Origin of the sequence: Oceanobacillus sp. FSL K6-0127 (assembly GCF_037983385.1) — a bacterium.
GTDB lineage: Bacteria > Bacillota > Bacilli > Bacillales > Amphibacillaceae > Oceanobacillus > Oceanobacillus profundus.
The window spans coordinates 1,299,977-1,315,490 of record NZ_CP150287.1 but is presented as its reverse complement, the minus strand read 5'-3'; the positions used below and the strand labels follow the sequence as shown (position 1 = coordinate 1,315,490).

Genomic DNA, 15,514 nt, shown 5'->3' with positions numbered 1-15,514 from the left:
CTATAGAATTAATAAAAAAACTATCCATCAATCGTTTAAGTTTTCCAGAAGTGGGGAACATATCTTTCGTTGCTTTCATGGTTAATTTTTGATGTCCTCGTTTATATTGCCTATCTGCTCTTAGCCTGGATTATTCACTCGTTGGTCACATTTTTAATAGTAGTAGGTGTGGTAGACATTATTCAACGCATTCTGAAATTAAGTTCATTTCACCTCGGATTATGGAGCAGAAATTAAAGCTTGAATAGACTTATAAACAGGCTCCCATTCAGTAAAATTGAAGTGGAGAGCGTACCTAGAAAAACAAAATTTAATAGTTGAATCGTTTGTAGAAGTATAGGAGGTAACTTCATGGATAAAGAAAACAAATCCAAAGAGAAGAGAAGGTTAATTGATCATCGCATTTTTGCACCATCCATATTAATTATGATTGCAATTTGTGTTCCATTTGCGTTATATGAAAATGAATCATTGAAACTATTAAATAGCATTTTTAATCAGATTGTCGATATTTTTAATTGGGGCTATTTATGGTATGCCATTTTAATGGTTGCCGCAGGTCTTTATTTTTCATTTTCCAAATACGGGAATGTCGTGTTAGGAGATCCGATGGAAAAGCCGAGATTCAATCTGTTTGAATATTCCTCCATTCTAATTGCCATGGGGCTTGGGTCCACTATTATGCGAACCGGTATGACTGAATGGGGAAATGTCGCAGTTGATCCCCCTTTTGGTGTGGAAGCACAATCAGCGGAAGCGTTGATGTGGGGTAACGCCTATAGTATGTTCCTGTGGAGTTTCCAAACCTTTGCTATTTTTGTTATGGCTGCACCTGCCCTGGGATATCTTGTGCATGTCCGCAAGAAACCCCATATGCGGATTTCCGAAGCATGCCGCAGTATTTTTGGCGATACGTTTACAGATGGGATTGGTGGGAAAATATTGGATGTTATTTTTCTAGTTAGTATCCTTTCAGGTGCTGCTGTTACTTTAGGACTGGGTACACCGATTGTTACCTATAGTTTAGCAGAAATATTTAATATCGAAATCACATTTGGTTTAACATTGATCGTGACCATCGTGTGGGTATTGTTTTTCTCCATTAGTGCCTATTTAGGGATCGAAAGGGGTATTAAGAAATTAAGCACCCTTAATATGTATCTTGCTGGAATATTTGCTGTGTTTATCATGGTAGCTGGACCTGGTGTATTCATTCTTAATTATTTTACGGACTCCATCGGGTTTCTATTTACACATTATATTGATATGTCTTTAAATACAAACGCCGTATACCCGGGAGAAAGTACACATATACAAAGCAATACTGTGTTCTGGTTTGCCTATAATGCAACATGGGCCATGCTGCATAGTGTTTTCGCTGCAACAATATCAAAAGGCAGAACGATCAGGGAAATGATTTTGACTTATCTATTGGCTCCAATGCTCATATCCTGGGGTGCAACAGCCGTCCTTGGAGGTCTTGGTGTCGAAAGGTATCTAAGTGGAGAATTACCTGTATTAGATATTATCCAGGAAGACGCGATGGCTGCCATACCAGCAATTATAAGTTCATTGCCTTTCGCTATCTTTGCAATTGCAGCCTTTGTCGTCATCGCCATGCTTTTTATGATTACGACACTGGATTCAACAACATATACGATTGCTTCCTATGCAGGAACAAGGAACATGAGTAAATCAGAACCTTCTAAGAATTTGCGTCTGATTGTCGCGGCAATCATTACCGTATTCTCCTTATTATTAATGCGCATAGGCGGTCTTGCTCCGCTGGAGGTAGTTTCAGGAATAATGGGGATACCGATTATTTTCGTCCAGTTTCTGACCATATATGCCGCTAAGAAAATGATGGATGAGGATCGAGCATGGGTCAATAATGTAAGGAAAAACAAGCCACGGAAACAGAAAAAATAGTACTAAACAGAACAAGAATGTTTAATGTGGGTTTATAACAGGAAATAAATGATAAAAGAGAGGTGAAAACAAAATGAGTAACGGAAATGCTGACAAAATAAAAGGTAAAGCAAATAAAGCTAAAGGTGAAATGAAAGATCAAGTTGGTAACCTAACAGATAATAAGAAAATCCAGGCAAGCGGCAAAAAGGATAAAGTGAAAGGTGAGGTTCAGGACACCTTTGGTGATGCAAAGAATGAAGCAAATGAAACAAAGACCGATCAGAAAAAATGAGAAGACTAAGAGCGTGTAATATAAAACGGTGCAGTAAGAAATGCTGCCTCCCCCGAAAATTAGATTTTCACCTCTAATTTTCGGGGGGATTTTTTGGCCAAATATGGTGAGGAATTTAAGAAAAACTTGTTACAGAGTATTTATAAGGCAACCTAGGATATAAATCATTGACCAAAATATAATATGGGTAGCGAAACATCAATATTGAATGGATTAAAAAGAAGAACGATCTTCACATAAAAATGGAAAAAATAAAAAAGGACGCTTCCGCATAAGTGAGAACTTTATACGAAAACGCCCTTTTAAACTTAAATTTATAATAAATGTTACCTTTATGTTACTTTTTAGTTTGACGGGGTTCGCAACAGCATCCCAAACGTTGATAAATCAACATTTAAGGGTGGTTTGTTACATCATGCCGCCCATTCCACCCATGCCGCCCATATCAGGCATTGCAGGTGCACCGCCTTCTTCAGGCTTATCAGCTACAACAGCTTCAGTTGTTAATAGCATTGCTGCTACAGATGCTGCGTTTTGTAGTGCAGAACGTGTTACTTTTGTTGGGTCAACGATTCCAGCTTCAACCATGTTTACCCATTCGTTTGTTGCTGCGTTATATCCTACGCCAACTTTTTCGTTTTTCAAGCGTTCTACGATGATAGAACCTTCTAAACCAGCGTTTTGTGCAATTTGACGAACTGGCTCTTCGATTGCGCGAAGTACGATTTTCACACCAGTTGCTTCATCGCCTTCTAGGTTTAGTTCACTTACTTTGTTGTAAACGTTGATTAGGGCAGTACCACCACCGGATACGAAGCCTTCTTCAACTGCAGCACGTGTAGAGTTCAATGCATCCTCGATACGTAGTTTGCGCTCTTTTAATTCTGTTTCTGTTGCAGCACCAACTTTAACTACTGCCACACCACCAGATAATTTAGCAAGACGCTCTTGTAATTTTTCTTTATCAAATTCAGAAGTTGTTTCTTCTGCTTGTGCACGGATTTGTGCAACACGGCCAGAGATTGCTTCTGGGTTGCCAGCACCCTCAACAACTGTAGTGTTTTCTTTTGTTACAACAACTTTCGAAGCACGTCCTAATTGTTCGATAGTAGCAGACTTAAGATCCAATCCAAGATCTTCAGTAATCACTTCTCCACCAGTTAGGATAGCGATATCTTCTAGCATTGCTTTACGACGGTCACCGAATCCTGGAGCTTTAACAGCTACAGCGTTGAACGTTCCGCGAAGTTTGTTTACAACTAATGTTGCAAGAGCTTCCCCTTCAACATCTTCAGCGATTAATAATAATGGCTTTCCTTGTTGAACAACTTGCTCTAATACTGGTAATACTTCTTGGATATTACCAATTTTCTTATCTGTAATAAGAATGTATGGATCTTCTAATACTGCTTCCATTTTATCTTGGTCAGTAACCATGTATGGTGAAGAATATCCACGATCAAATTGCATCCCTTCAACAACCTCTAATTCTGTGTTGAAGCCTTTTGATTCTTCAATTGTAATAACGCCATCATTGCCAACACGTTCCATCGCTTCAGCAATTAAGTTACCAACTTCATCATCAGATGCTGAGATAGCTGCGATTTGTGCGATAGAGTCTTTGCTTTCAACCGGTTGAGAAATTGCTTTTAATTCTTCAACAGCAGTTGCTACAGCTTTCTCAATACCGCGGCGGATACCTACAGGGTTTGCACCAGCTGTAACGTTTTTCAAACCTTCGTGAATCATTGCTTGTGCAAGAACTGTTGCAGTAGTTGTACCGTCACCAGCTACATCATTTGTTTTCGATGCAACTTCAGATACAAGCTGTGCTCCCATGTTTTCAAAAGCATCTTCCAATTCGATTTCTTTCGCAATGGTTACCCCATCATTTGTAATTAGAGGTGAGCCGAATTTTTTATCTAAAACAACGTTACGTCCTTTTGGTCCCAACGTTACTTTTACAGCATTTGCTAATACATCTACACCGCGCAGCATTGCTCCACGTGCTTCTTCATTGAACTTAATATCTTTAGCCACTTAAAATTCCTCCTTTAAAATAATCATTCGAAAAATTTATTTGTCGTCGTTCATGTATGTGTTGGTTTTGTGTTACGATTAGCTTACTACAGCTAAAATGTCATTTTCACGAAGAATTAAGTATTCTGTACCTTCATATTTCACTTCAGTACCAGCAAATTTAGAGAATATAATGCGGTCCCCTTCTGCAACTTCAAGTGCCACTTTTTCCCCATTTTCAGTTACACGGCCAGATCCTACTGCTACTACGCGACCTTCCTGTGGTTTTTCCTTTGCAGAGTCTGGTAGTACGATACCGCTTGCAGTTGTTTCTTCTTGCTCAACAAGTTCGATAACAACACGATCTCCTAGTGGTTTAATCATGTAGAATGCCTCCTCAATTCTTTAACGTATTAGATTTATTAGCACTCTCAATGAATGAGTGCTAATTTCTATATTCATAATAATTAATCCCATAAAAAAATGCAAGTAATGTGTCTATAATTTTATTTAATTTCTAGTAAAATTTTATGTAAAGGGGCTCATAATATTAACAGCCTGTATAATATGATAAAATATCTTTTATGATGATCAATAGATGGAATATGTAATACATATACTAAACTATACAAAGCAAAAGGAGTCGTTTTATTTGGCACGTAGATATTGGTATGTCATTTTAACTTATATACTGATGCAGCTTTCTGCATTTCCCGTTGCTCTGCTTGCAAAGCATCATTATATCCCAGTACAAGGTGTGATTTACTGGTCCATTTTTAGCTTTATTCTCGGACTTCTTATTATTTTGTGGATTATGAAGCCCGATATGCAGATGAGAGATACACGCAATGCAGCACCGATGAGCTCAATGATACTCTGGTCAATCCTCGGTGTATTCATGGCTTTCTTTGCACAAGGAATTGCAGTAGCAATTGAAATGAATATACTAGGGATTTCACCTGGATCAGAGAACACTCAAGGTATCATGGATATAGCTCGTGCAGCCCCATTATTTATTATTATTCCTGCAGTGATTGCCCCAATATTGGAAGAAATCATTTTCCGAAAAATTATCTTCGGCAGTCTCTATAAGCGCATGAATTTCTTCTTCGCAGGTTTGGTCTCCGCCCTTATCTTCGGTTTTATTCATGAAGGGATGGAACATATCCTAATTTATGCTTCGATGGGGTTTGTATTTGCGTTTCTTTATGTAAAGACAAAACGAATTCTCGTTCCGATTATCGTTCATGCAGCAATGAACACATTAGTTGTTGTCGGGCAATTATCGATGGATCCAGAAGAAATGCAGCGACAACTTGAGCAAATGCAACGTCAGGTTGAGCAATTGCAAATGATCCTTATTGGAGGTTAATGAATGATTCATTCTTTGTTAGTTAAAGCGTTCATTTACTTCATAATGGCAATGATTTTTATTTACGTTGCCGTCCAAAGCAAAGGGCAAACAATCTGGAATCCCACCACGCTCATTTTTGCTGCTGTAGCAACGCTTGCCTTTGGAGTTGCAGTTCGATTGCTTAATAAGTATTTTCGATTGAAAAAGAAGAAGCATTAAATAGATACTATATAGATCTTCTTAATAAAAAAGAAGGCTGTTTCTAGATTAATACTGAAACAGCCTTCTTTTATTTTTATTGGATAGACTTCAACTTATCTATCCATTCATCTTTATCTTCGATTGATTTTTCAAACGTTGTGTAGCGAACAACATACAAATCATTGTCTTTCGCAAATACCCTTGCTACTTCTTCCTGATCGAGCTGAATATCATCTTCTGTTAATGAAAAATCAAAAAATCCTTCTTCCGCAGAATTAAATTCAAGCTCACCTGTAGTCATTTCTGTTAAATTCATTTCCATCATTTCGATAAAGCCTTCAGCACCTAACAATTCATCACCATCTGGATAATAATGAATCGTAAACAGCTCTGTGAAATTCGTTTGATCCTCATCAACTAAAAGAAATTCAGCGGTTGCTTCACCGTCTCCTTCCTCATAGTTCTCAAGCTCCCACTTTCCTTCATCAAACGGAATTTCTAAGCTCGTAATTGTGTCAATGTAAACACCTTCTGCCGCTGCATCAGCAGCAGTCTCTTCGATAACTTCCCCATTCTCATCAAGAGGAATTATTTCGCTTGGTTCTTCGGAACTATAAATTTTCCATGCACCATCATCTGGTCGCAAGACATGAACCCCGTGTGTTTCATTATTCATAAAATCAGGACCATCGACTTTCATTGTCGTCTGTTTATAAGAGATTGTTGCTTCTTCTTCTGATTTTTCTTCTACAACTAAATCAAATAATTCCATATCTAATGTATACACAGATAATTGATCGATTGTCGTACGTGTTGAGTCATATAAAGGAGATTCACTATGTATGGTTTCCATGTAAGCATCCAAGTCATTTTCTGTTAATGCTTCTAAGTTTGCTTCAAGTACTGCAAATAATGCCTCATCTTCTGGAACTACATTTTCTTCTGCTTCTTCAGACCCGTTTTTCTCGTTTGCTTCCGCATCATTTGTTTCTTCAGTTGCTTCAGCATCGTTAGTCCCTTCACTCTCATTGTCACTTTCATTTGAACATGCAACAATGAACAAACTAATAAATAAAACAAACATAATACCTAAAACCTTTTTCACGTTCACGAATAAATTCCTCCTCTTTCTTAATATATTCCCAATACAGATTAACGTAATAATCAGTAAATGGATAGATGTCTTAAGAACCAATAATTTTCAGAAAAATATTAGTTCCATTTATCTAGTTAATATTTATCAGCTTGTTTCCAGTGGTTGTTTAAAACGGAGATTTTATGGAATTGATGCAAATAAATTATGGTATTTACCAATATAAGGACATCCAAATCCAACCATAAAAAAACAAGGCTTTTGACCTAATATCAATAGCCTTGTAAATAAACAAAAATTTACAATGAGTAATATCTACTCTGGATTATCTAACGAATAATGCTTTAGGAAATAGACAAGGGCCTGCAATTCAACAGCAAGATCAATATGGTGGACCCGAATATGCTTCGGTACACTAATCCTTGCAGGAGTAAAGTTAAGAATCCCTGAAATCCCTTTTTCTACAAGCTTATCGGCGATCACTTGTGCTTCAACAGCTGGAACAGTTAGGATAGCGACTTTAATGTCTTCTAACTTTTCCTCTAAATCACGAATATCATAAACGGGTACCCCGCCAATATCCGTGCCAACCTTTTCTGTATCTGCATCAAATGCCGTAGTAATCCGGATATTATTGTTCTTCATAAAGTTATAATGAAGGAAGGCTGTACCTAAGTTCCCAACTCCGATTAATGCAACCTCTGTAACCTCATGCTGATCCAACGTACTTCGGAAAAATCCTAATAAATACTCTACATTATAGCCGTATCCCTTTTTTCCCAATGCGCCAAAATAAGAAAAGTCTCTTCGAATTGTTGCAGAATCCACTTTTACTGCATCACTCAGCTCCTTTGAGGAAACTCGCTTCTTCCCTTGCTGATTTAAATTGTTAAGAAAACGATAATATAAAGGCAGCCGCTTGGCAGTAGCTTGTGGAATTTTATTCTGTTCCATCAATCTTCCTCTTTTCAATCCAATAGTTGTATATGATAAGTTCTTTCCTTCTATTTTAACAGAAAACGTCAAATAAGTCGTGATATTTTTCACAATTCAGTTGCCTCGTTAAATAACTATAAGATACACTGTACATGATGGGGTGAAAAAGATGATATTAATGCAACTAAACGGAATTTCCAAATCCTTCGGTGCTGAAGAGATTTTATCAAATATTAAAATTGAAATTAAAGATAAAGACCGTATAGCTATTGTCGGCAGAAACGGTGCAGGTAAGTCAACATTACTTAAAATTATGGCACAAGAATTATCGTATGATGAAGGGGAATTTTTTCAACCGAAGGATCTTACATTCGGTTATTTATCCCAGCATATGACGTTAGAATCAGGGAAAACCATTTGGGATGAAATGCTAGAGGTATTTTCCCATTTAAAATCATTGGAAAAGCAACTTCGAGCATTAGAGAAAGAGATGGAGAAAGCCAGCGAATTATCTGGAGAAGAATATGACAAAGTCCTTAAAGAATATGACAAACTTCAACTAGCATATCAGACTGATGGGGGCTATACGTATGAATCTGATATTAGAGCTGTACTTAGTGGGTTAAATTTTGAGTCCTTTGATTATGATACTCCAATCGCAGAACTTAGTGGTGGACAAAAAACACGACTTGCCCTGGGTAAATTGCTGCTTCAAAAACCACAGCTGCTTATTCTTGATGAACCGACCAACCATCTTGATATTGATACATTGTCATGGTTGGAAAACTATCTCGTTAGTTATCCAGGCGCCATTGTCATCGTTTCACACGATCGGTACTTTCTTGATAAAACAGTTTCCATTGTATATGAAATTTCACGGCATAAAACGCGAAAATACCATGGTTCGTACAGCAAGTATTTGGAGCAAAAAGCACTAAATTATGAACAGGAATTAAAGGAATTTGAAAAGCAGCAAACTGAAATTAAAAAAATGGAAGACTTTATCCAGCGGAATATTGTACGTGCTTCGACTACAAAACGAGCACAAAGCAGGCGGAAGCAGCTTGAAAAAATGGAGCGTCTTGATCGGCCACTAGGTGATGAGTCATCCGCTTCCTTCTCCTTTCAAATTAATCGCAGAAGTGGAAATGATGTATTAAAAGTTGAAGAGCTTAGCTTACGTTATGAAAAAGAAGTGGACCCTATTTTTTCCAACATACGACTGGATATAAATCGCGGTGACCGTATCGCACTTGTTGGTCCGAATGGTGTAGGGAAAACTACATTACTTAAGGCCATCTTAGGTAGACTGCAGACAGAAAAAGGAAACATCCAGCTTGGTACAAATGTACAAATTGGCTACTATGATCAAGAACAGGCTGATCTTAATTCTACTAAGACGATTCTTCAAGAATTATGGGATGATTACCCCACCATAAATGAAAAAGATATCCGCACGGTTTTAGGAAACTTTCTTTTTTCTGGAGATGATGTATTAAAGCAGGTCCATACATTAAGTGGTGGAGAAAAGGCAAGACTAGCCCTTGCTAAGCTTAAAATGCAGCAAGCAAATTTCCTTATTATGGATGAGCCTACAAACCATTTGGACATCGATAGTAAAGAAGTGCTGGAAGCAGCTTTGATTGATTTTCCTGGAACCATCCTTTTCGTATCACATGACCGCTATTTTATTAATAAAATAGCTGATCAGGTTGCTGAAATGGAACGAGATGGAATTACGATCTATCTTGGGGACTATGATTATTATTTGGAGAAGAAAGAAGAAGAGGCAGAAATCGAAAGGCTAAAACAGGAAAAGGAAACAACATCCAACTCTGAACCAAAAAAGCTAAGCTATAAGGAAGGCAAGCAGCTGCAAAGTGAAAAAAGGAAAGTCCAGCGTCGTATCTCAGAACTTGAAGAAATGATTGAACATCAGGAACTAGATATTGCACAGATTGAAGAAGAAATGACAAAACCGGAAGTTTATCAAGATCATGAAAAGTCATTGGAGCTTACAGAAACAGTGAATAAGTTGAAATACGAAATTGAACAACTTATAGAAGAATGGACTGCCCTTCAAGAGGAGAATAGTTGAACGATTTCATATAGTCCATTATAATAAACAGTAGGCAGCTAAACAGCTGCCTATTTTGTATCATTTTATAATAATGGAGTGTTTCGAGTGTAAAATCAAACATTGTTGGGAATCAAATATTTAATGATGGCTTCTTATTAAATTTAAAATCAGTTGGAGGTTACACAAATTGACGATTGCTATCGTTACACTCATTGTGCTTATTTTTCTAAATGCATTTTTTGCTGCGACTGAGATCGCATTAATTGGATTAAATAGTAATAAAGTAAAACGGAAAGCGGATGAAGGTGACAAAAAAGCTGGTATGCTCTATAAGCTAATTGAAGAGCCTAGTCGTTTTTTAAGTACGATTCAAATTGGCATTACACTTGCAGGGTTTTTAGCCAGTGCATTCGCTGCGGACTTCTTTGCTGGTCCATTAGCTCAAACTTTATATGAATTGGGATTTCCAATAGCTCTTCCTGTTCTGCAAACAATATCTGTGATTGTCATAACCATTATCCTCTCCTATTTTACGCTGGTATTCGGTGAATTAGTTCCAAAACAGCTTGCACTGCAAAAGGCTGAAGCTATTTCAAATTTCGCAGCGACACCAATCACATGGCTGTTAAGGCTTAGCTATCCTGTCGTAAAATTGCTCACATTCTCAACGAATACTGTCATACGTATTTTTGGAGTTGATCCAAATGCAACGAGTGATGAAGCAACAGAAGAAGAAATTCGAATGATGGTTGATATTGGCGGCGATACCGGGACAATTCAAAAGGCAGAGAAAGTTATGATCCATAATGTCTTTGAGTTTAATGATCGCCAGGTTTCAGACATTATTACGCACCGAACAGATATGTCTGCACTTCCAATAGATGCAAGCTTGAAAGAAACCATTGAACTCGTAAATGAAAAAAGATACACTCGATTTCCGGTTTATGAAGAAGATATTGACCGAATTGTTGGTATCCTCCATGTTAAAGATTTGCTTCATTATATGGAAGTGGATAAGACCTTTCATTTAAGCGAGATTATTCGAAAACCACATTTCGTCCTAGAAACGCAACGGGTAGACACGCTATTTGCAGAGATGCAAAAAAGTAACTCCCATATTGCTATCGTATTGGATGAATACGGCGGAACAGAAGGACTAATTACAATAGAAGATATTATTGAAGAACTTGTTGGAGAGATTCTTAGTGAAAGTGATGCAACCGCACCTGAGCAGGAAATTAAACAAATTGAACCAAATAAGTTCATTATCGATGGAATCACCCATTTATATTTATTAGAGAAATTCCTTCAACTAGATCTGCCTACCGAGGAATTCGATACACTAAACGGTTTTTTAATTGGAGAGATTGGCTTTATTCCATCGATAGAAGAAAGACCGATTATTCCATATAAAAATATCATCTTTGAAGTTACAGAGGTTGCTGATAATCGTATTAAAAAAGTAATTGCAACAATTCATGAAGAAGATATAGAAAAAATAATAGAAGATCAGGACACACAATAAAAAATGCAGTATCGCCGTAGCGATACTGCATTTTTTTATTTTTTAATCTGACCGATTGTACAAGTTATTTAAATAAATAATCATTTTGTATACTGTATTCCACCGCAACGCGATAGATGACACCTAAACCAAGCATCGTCGACATAACCGAGCTCCCTCCATAACTAACAAGCAAGAGCGGAATACCAGTTATCGGCATAATCCCAAGTGTCATTCCGATATTTTGGAAAACGTGAACTAGCAACAAGCTTAAAAAGCCATAACAGAAAAACGTACCAAAAGGAGAATGCTTATAAATACTCAATCCTAGTGTAACTAGTTTATATAGTAGCATAAAGTACAAAAATATAACAATTGCGCTTCCAATAAAACCGAAGCTTTCCCCGATTACCGAAAAGATAAAATCGGTATGGGCTTCTGGATAATTCACCTCAAGGCTTCCCATGCCTTTTCCAAATAATTGGCCAGATCCTAAAGCCATATATGCACGATCAAAATGAAAGGTCGCATCACTCGACTGCTGAGTTGGATCAAACCAAGTTAGAATACGGTTCACTTGATATTGTTTAATCCCGATTAACTCTTGAGCAAGCACTGGAAATTTAATAATAAACCCAATAATAGCTGCACCTGCAGAAGAAATAATGACAATTAAACTCAGTATAATTCTCCAATTGATACCTGACAGTATAATTAACATACCTGATATAAATAAGTATACCATCGCGGTTCCAAAGTCTGGCTGTAACATAATTAGACCTACCGGAATCCCTGTAAACAGTAAGATTTTCGCTAACAAGAAGGTATCACTTTTTATGCTGCTCACTTCGTATTTTGTTTTATGCTTACTAATTACAGCAGACAAAAAGAGGATGGTCGTTACTTTCGTAAATTCTGCCGGTTGAAGCGATAATCCTGGTAATGTAAACCAGCTCTTTGCCCCGTTTATTTCACGAGCAATTGAATCAGGGCTTATCAACAATACAATTAATACGAATATGCTAATCCCATATATATATATACTTGCCTTCTGGAGCTGTTCCAAATCAAGAAACTGAATTGCTGCAACGATACCTACACCGACTGCAAACCAAGCAATCTGCCTCAATACAAAGTTTGTACCTTCATATTGCTCTAGTTGCTGTGCATTATATATCGAAAGTAAACTTACACAAACGAACAAAGTAAATAAAAAAATCAAATCCGTTTGCATATAGTACGATTGCTTTTTATTCATAATAGCCTCACCAAATTTCTTCCCTGCTCATTTCAATACTTCATCCCAGTAATCATAATAGATAGGTTTTAGTTATCCACATAAAAACAAAAGAAAAAAAGCTGAAAACAAGGTTATTAACAAAGTTATACACATTATCCACATAGACACTTATCTCTTATCAACAGTTTTCATCCACAATCAAGATAAGTGTTTTTAAGGTATTTCACTAAATTATCCACACCCCTGTGAATAATCTACTTCTATTTTAACATTAACGATGCATTTGCATTTAAATCAAGCCCAGACCGTCTCCCTTGCTCAAAAGCAATCGTTCCTGCTGCAGCTATCATGGCAGCATTGTCTGTACATAGCTTGATATTTGGAATGAGTAAAGGAATATCCGTTTCGGAAAAAACAGCTTCCAGTTCTTTTCTCAATCCTTTATTTGCAGCGACTCCACCAGCAACAATTACTTGGCTAACATTATATTCTTTAGCAGCCTCTAATGTTTTTGTTGTCAGCACCTCAACAACACTAGCCTGAAAGCTAGCAGCAATATCTTCATTTTTTAATATCTCGCCACGTTGCTTGGCATTATGAATTTTATTAATAACTGCAGATTTCAATCCACTAAAGCTAAAATCGTAGCTTCCTTCTTCTAACCATGCTCTTGGAAAATCAATCGTTTCTTTACCAATTGCAGCTAACTGGTCGATATGTGGTCCACCTGGGTATGGCAGGTTAAGCATTCGCGCTACTTTATCATAGGCTTCACCTGCTGCATCATCTCGGGTCTCCCCGATTAGTTCATAGGAGCCATGCTCTCTCATTAAGACAAGCTCTGTATGACCACCAGAAACGATTAATGCTAGTAATGGAAACTCAAAATCCTTTTCTAATCGATTTGCATAGATGTGACCAGCGATATGATGCACACCAACTAACGGCTTTTGTTTTGCAAAGGACAATGCTTTCGCTGAATTCACTCCAACTAGCAATGCTCCTACAAGCCCTGGTCCTTCTGTAACAGCAATCGCATCCACTTCGTCCCACGTTATATCTGTATTTTCAAATGCTTCTTCCAGAACGACCGTCATTTGTTCTACATGATGCCTGGAAGCTATTTCAGGCACGACACCACCAAATCGCTTATGACTCTCAATTTGGGAAGCGACGACATTTGTTATTATCTCTGTACCATTTCTTACAATCGATACTGCTGTTTCATCACAGCTCGTTTCAATTCCAAGTATAATTGTATCTTTTTTCATTTTAAATTCACCCACATAACGATAGCATCTTCTTGATTATCTGTATAGTAATTTTTGCGAATCCCACCTGGCACAAGTCCGAACTTCTGATATAGACGTTGGGCTGGAATATTGGATTGTCTTACTTCTAATGATAATCGTTTTACACCTAATTGCAATGCATATTGAACGGTATATCCAAAAAGTTTCTCTCCAAGTTTATGACCTCTAAACCCAGGCATAATAGCAATATTCGTTATTTGTGCATCATCAATAACAATCCATGTTCCAATATAACCTATAATCTGCTCATCTAATTGTAAGACAAAATAATGCGCGTGTTTATTATCAAGAAGCTCCTGGTAGAAAATATCTGTTGTCCACGGCGTTGTAAAAGACGCACGCTCAACTTCCATTACATGATCTACATCAGAAACTTCCATTTTCCGTATTACACATTTAGCCATGGTTTTCATTTTCCTTTTGCGCTTTTAACCAATTCGCCTCTGCTTCTGCTAAACGTAAGTAATTTGGTGTTAATGCATGTGTAGTATCTGGTTGCTTTGTTAGTCCAGCAAGACCCAAATGCCCTGCCTGTGGAATATGGTATGGTCCTTCCGGAATAATCGCTCTTTCACCTAACCCCTTTTCAATCGCTTCTTTATAGATTGCAATATCAGGACTTAAAAAAAGAACGTTTGTCTCTTGCTCCTTTAATGTCTGAAGCACATCTTCCATTAATAGATTTTTTTCTTCAAAAACGGCTTCTAAATGATTATTCCTCCATTGATATAACCCTGTAAACACTAATCCCCGTCTAGCATCAAAAAACGGACAAATTACGCCATTAAAGAACCTTCCTTGATAGGACAAAACTTCTAAGCTAGAAACACCTACCACAGGTATATCTAAAGCCCAAGCCATTGTTTTTGCTGTTGAGACTCCAATTCGGACACCAGTATAGGAACCGGGACCTTTGGCAACTATAATTTTATCCAGTTCCTCCGGCCTCATCGATACTTCCTTCATTAACTTCTCAATAGCTGGCATTAAACGAACCGAATGATTTTTTGTAAGATTCGTCATCACTTCTCCAATAATCTGATCGCCTTTTAGTACTGACACACCTAGGACTTGATTGGAGGTATCTATTGCAAGTATATTCATTCTCGTAACTCCTAACTAATCAATTCATTCATAACCTCTTCAAAATGAGAACTTGAAGCTGTAAATTCAAGTATTCTTTTATCCTCATCTATATAGCCAATTCTAATCGCTAAACGCTCGTTTGGCAAAAACTCTTCAATGAATTGTGCCCACTCAACAACTGTAATTCCATTTCCATGAAAATATTCTTCAAATCCAATATCTTCATCAGAGTGTTCAAGTCGGTATACATCCATATGATATAAAGGGAGAGTTCCTTCATATTCTTTTATAATCGTAAATGTGGGGCTGCTGATATTACGTTTGACACCAAGTCCTTTCGCCAAGCCTTTTGTGAAAGTTGTTTTTCCAGCACCCAACTCACCTTCCAATGTTATAACATCTCCAGGCTTGAGCAAAGTTGCAAGCTTTTCTGCAATTACCTGTGTCTCTGCTACTGTATTTGTCTGTATTTGTACCATATACTC

15 protein-coding genes are annotated in these 15,514 nt (G+C 37.4%); 6 read left to right on the top strand and 9 right to left on the bottom strand.

Annotation, left to right across the window (positions count from 1 at the left end):
- Positions 1–351 precede the first annotated feature (351 nt).
- Both MHH64_RS06595 and MHH64_RS06590 read left to right on the top strand, forming a co-directional pair.
- On the top strand, positions 352–1,929 hold the full coding sequence (locus MHH64_RS06595; RefSeq protein ID WP_340002904.1) for a BCCT family transporter: 1,578 nt from the start codon (positions 352–354) through the stop codon (positions 1,927–1,929).
- Between the two features lie 73 nt (positions 1,930–2,002).
- Positions 2,003–2,203 (top strand): CsbD family protein, encoded by a 201-nt coding sequence (locus MHH64_RS06590; RefSeq protein ID WP_340002903.1) that lies wholly within the window; start codon positions 2,003–2,005, stop codon positions 2,201–2,203.
- Between the two features lie 408 nt (positions 2,204–2,611).
- Here MHH64_RS06590 and groL read toward each other — a convergent pair whose 3' ends face one another.
- Together groL and groES are read right to left on the bottom strand one after the other, a co-directional pair.
- Complete coding sequence (gene groL / locus MHH64_RS06585; protein ID WP_095314494.1) at positions 2,612–4,243, bottom strand: chaperonin GroEL; 1,632 nt, start codon at positions 4,241–4,243, stop codon at positions 2,612–2,614.
- Positions 4,244–4,321: 78 nt separating this feature from the next.
- Entirely contained in the window at positions 4,322–4,606 is a 285-nt protein-coding gene (gene groES, locus MHH64_RS06580) for a co-chaperone GroES (RefSeq protein ID WP_095314493.1), read from the bottom strand.
- Between the two features lie 268 nt (positions 4,607–4,874).
- On the opposite strand from groES, the gene MHH64_RS06575 reads away from it, so the two are divergent.
- Together MHH64_RS06575 and MHH64_RS06570 are read left to right on the top strand one after the other, a co-directional pair.
- The gene (locus MHH64_RS06575) at positions 4,875–5,594 is read left to right on the top strand and encodes a CPBP family intramembrane glutamic endopeptidase (RefSeq protein WP_095314491.1); all 720 of its coding nucleotides are present in this window, start codon (positions 4,875–4,877) and stop codon (positions 5,592–5,594) included.
- A gap of 3 nt (positions 5,595–5,597) precedes the next feature.
- The gene (locus MHH64_RS06570; RefSeq protein ID WP_095314489.1) at positions 5,598–5,795 is read left to right on the top strand and encodes a YdiK family protein; all 198 of its coding nucleotides are present in this window, start codon (positions 5,598–5,600) and stop codon (positions 5,793–5,795) included.
- A gap of 76 nt (positions 5,796–5,871) precedes the next feature.
- On the opposite strand, the gene MHH64_RS06565 is transcribed toward MHH64_RS06570, so the two are convergent.
- Both MHH64_RS06565 and MHH64_RS06560 read right to left on the bottom strand, forming a co-directional pair.
- Entirely contained in the window at positions 5,872–6,888 is a 1,017-nt protein-coding gene (locus tag MHH64_RS06565; RefSeq protein ID WP_118889966.1) for a hypothetical protein, read from the bottom strand.
- 297 nt (positions 6,889–7,185) lie between these two features.
- A complete protein-coding gene (locus MHH64_RS06560) occupies positions 7,186–7,824 on the bottom strand; it encodes a redox-sensing transcriptional repressor Rex (protein ID WP_095314486.1) in 639 nt (212 codons plus the stop codon).
- A 151-nt stretch (positions 7,825–7,975) separates the two neighbouring features.
- On the opposite strand from MHH64_RS06560, the gene MHH64_RS06555 reads away from it, so the two are divergent.
- Complete coding sequence (locus tag MHH64_RS06555) at positions 7,976–9,904, top strand: ABC-F family ATP-binding cassette domain-containing protein (RefSeq protein WP_340002902.1); 1,929 nt, start codon at positions 7,976–7,978, stop codon at positions 9,902–9,904.
- Positions 9,905–10,073: 169 nt separating this feature from the next.
- Complete coding sequence (locus MHH64_RS06550; protein ID WP_095314482.1) at positions 10,074–11,411, top strand: hemolysin family protein; 1,338 nt, start codon at positions 10,074–10,076, stop codon at positions 11,409–11,411.
- 64 nt (positions 11,412–11,475) lie between these two features.
- Here the strand turns inward: MHH64_RS06550 and MHH64_RS06545 are convergent, their stop codons facing one another.
- The 5 genes from MHH64_RS06545 to tsaE form a co-directional block, all read right to left on the bottom strand.
- Entirely contained in the window at positions 11,476–12,648 is a 1,173-nt protein-coding gene (locus MHH64_RS06545; RefSeq protein WP_340002901.1) for an FtsW/RodA/SpoVE family cell cycle protein, read from the bottom strand.
- A 242-nt stretch (positions 12,649–12,890) separates the two neighbouring features.
- A complete protein-coding gene (gene tsaD, locus MHH64_RS06540) occupies positions 12,891–13,901 on the bottom strand; it encodes a tRNA (adenosine(37)-N6)-threonylcarbamoyltransferase complex transferase subunit TsaD (protein WP_303450380.1) in 1,011 nt (336 codons plus the stop codon).
- Complete coding sequence (gene rimI / locus MHH64_RS06535; protein WP_240033884.1) at positions 13,898–14,356, bottom strand: ribosomal protein S18-alanine N-acetyltransferase; 459 nt, start codon at positions 14,354–14,356, stop codon at positions 13,898–13,900. Before rimI ends, tsaD begins: the two co-directional genes overlap by 4 nt.
- Complete coding sequence (gene tsaB, locus MHH64_RS06530) at positions 14,340–15,047, bottom strand: tRNA (adenosine(37)-N6)-threonylcarbamoyltransferase complex dimerization subunit type 1 TsaB (protein WP_095314474.1); 708 nt, start codon at positions 15,045–15,047, stop codon at positions 14,340–14,342. The genes rimI and tsaB overlap by 17 nt, the downstream gene beginning before the upstream one ends.
- Positions 15,048–15,058: 11 nt before the next feature.
- Positions 15,059–15,508 (bottom strand): tRNA (adenosine(37)-N6)-threonylcarbamoyltransferase complex ATPase subunit type 1 TsaE, encoded by a 450-nt coding sequence (tsaE, locus tag MHH64_RS06525; protein WP_095314472.1) that lies wholly within the window; start codon positions 15,506–15,508, stop codon positions 15,059–15,061.
- Positions 15,509–15,514 lie beyond the last annotated feature (6 nt).